Origin of the sequence: Streptomyces sp. SPB074, assembly GCF_000154905.1 — a bacterium.
GTDB lineage: Bacteria > Actinomycetota > Actinomycetes > Streptomycetales > Streptomycetaceae > Streptomyces.
In genome coordinates this window covers 258,163-260,356 of the sequence record NZ_GG770539.1, presented here as the reverse complement: position 1 = coordinate 260,356, position 2,194 = coordinate 258,163, and the positions used below count along the sequence as shown (strand labels likewise).

Here is a 2,194-nt window from a genome sequence, read left to right as displayed (position 1 = left end):
CCTGCGTCCCGTGCCCCGCCGCGCGCCCGCGGCGGCGAAGGCCGCGCCCGCCGAGGAGGAGCAGAGCCCCGACCCCGAACCGGCGCGCGCGCCGGAAGGACCGGGCGCCGCCGGGGACATCGCCGTGATCGGCATGTCCGGCCGCTTCCCCGGCGCCGACGACCTCGACGCCTTCTGGCACAACCTGGAGACCGGGCGCAGCGAGATCGCCGAGGTGCCGCCCGAGCGCTGGGACACGGCCCGCTGGTACGACCCGGACCGGTCCCTCGCCGACCGCACCGACAGCAAGTGGGCCGCGACCCTGCGCGGGGCGGACGAGTTCGACCCCGGCTTCTTCCGGCTCTCGCCGCTGGAGGCGGAGGCCATGGACCCGCAGCAGCGCCTCTTCCTCCAGGAGGCGTGGAAGGCGCTGGAGGACGCCGGCCACGCCGGTGGCGGGACCGACCGGCCCGCCGCGCGCGGCACCCGCGACTGCGGCGTGTTCGTGGGCTGCGGTGCCGGGGACTACGCGGACCTCCTGGGCGCGGCGGGAGCGGCCGACACCGGCCACGCCTTCCTCGGCTCCTCCCCGTCCGTGCTCGCCGCCCGCATCTCCTACTTCCTCGACCTGACCGGCCCCACCATGGCCGTCGACACCGCGTGCTCCTCCTCGCTCACCGCCGTCCACCTGGCCTGCGAGAGCCTGCGGCGCGGCGAGTGCCGCACCGCGCTCGCGGGCGGCGTCGCCCTGATGCTGACCCCGCGCCTGCACATCCGGTGCAGCAACGCCGGGATGCTCTCGCCGACCGGCACCAGCGCCCCCTTCGACGCGCGGGCCGACGGCATCGTGCTCGGTGAGGGCGTCGGCGTGGTCGTGCTGAAACCGCTGGCCCGGGCCCTCGCGGACGGCGACCACATCCACGGCGTCATCAAGGCGACCGGGGTCAACGGCGACGGCCGGACCAACGGCATGACCGCGCCCAGCGCGGCGGCGCAGACCGAACTGCTGCGCCGCGTGCACCGCGCGGCGGGCGTGACCGGCGCGGACATCGGCTACGTGGAGGCCCACGGCACCGGCACCTCGCTCGGCGACCCGATCGAGGTGAAGGCCCTCCAGGACGCGTTCCGCGCCGACGGCGCGACCCCCGCCGGGCCGGTCGCGCTCGGCTCGGTGAAGGCGAACATCGGGCACACCACCATGGCCGCCGGAATCGCGGGCCTGCTCAAGGTCCTGCTGGCGCTGCGGCACCGCCGTATCCCGCCCACCCCGCACTTCACCGCGACCAACCCCCGGATCGACCTCGCGCGGGGCCCCTTCCACGTGCCCACGCGCGCCGCCGCCTGGGACCCCGGTCCTGGAGGCGTCCGCGTGGCCACGCTCAGCAGCTTCGGTTTCAGCGGCACCAACGCGCACGCCGTCATCGCCGAGGCACCCCCGCGCCCGCCCGCCCCCGCGCAACCCGCTCGCGCCCACCTGATCCCCGTCTCCGCACGCGACCAGGAGGCACTGTCCCGCACCCTCACCCGGCTCGCCGACGCCCTCGACACGGAGGAAGCACCGGCGCTCGCCGACCTCGCCCTCACCCTCGGCACCGGCCGCACGCACTTCCCGTCCCGCGCCGCCTTCGTCGTACGGGAGCGCGCCGAACTCGTCCGCGCGCTCCGCGCCGCCGCGCACGGCGGGACGCCGTACGTCCACGCGCCCGCGACCGGTGAGCCCGCCCTCCGGCGCCTCGCGCGGACGTACGCGGACGGCGGGACGGTGGACTGGGCGGCCCTGCGCCCCGAGGACGGCGCACGCCGGGTGCCGCTGCCCACGTACTCCTTCGCCCGGGAGCGCCACTGGATCACGGGCCCCCGGCCCGCGCCCGCCGCGCCCGAACAGCCGGGGGACACCCCCGGCGCGCCGGACCGCGTCCTTCGCCCGGACGATCGCGTCGTCGCCGATCACCGGCTCGCCGGCCGCCCCGTGCTGCCCGGGGTCGCCGGGCTCTCGCTCGCCGTGCGCGCCGCCGCCGCGCACGGCCTCTCCGGGCCCGTCCGCCTCTCCCAGGTGCGGTGGCTGCGCCCGGTCGAGGTGACCGCCGCCCGCGACCTCCGCGTCACGACGGAGGAGCACCCGGCGGGCGGGCTGCGCTTCGCGCTGACGGCCGGGGACGCGTGCCTCCGCGGCCGCGTCCAGCCCCTCCGCGCCGGGGACGGGGCGGGGGACGGC

General features: G+C 78.0%; 1 protein-coding gene. It reads left to right on the top strand.

Annotation, left to right across the window (positions count from 1 at the left end; genetic code table 11):
- Positions 1 to 10: 10 nt before the first annotated feature.
- Positions 11 to 2,194, top strand: a 2,184-nt coding sequence (locus SSBG_RS01110) for a beta-ketoacyl synthase N-terminal-like domain-containing protein (protein WP_037868625.1), incomplete at its 3' end; no start/stop codon positions are given.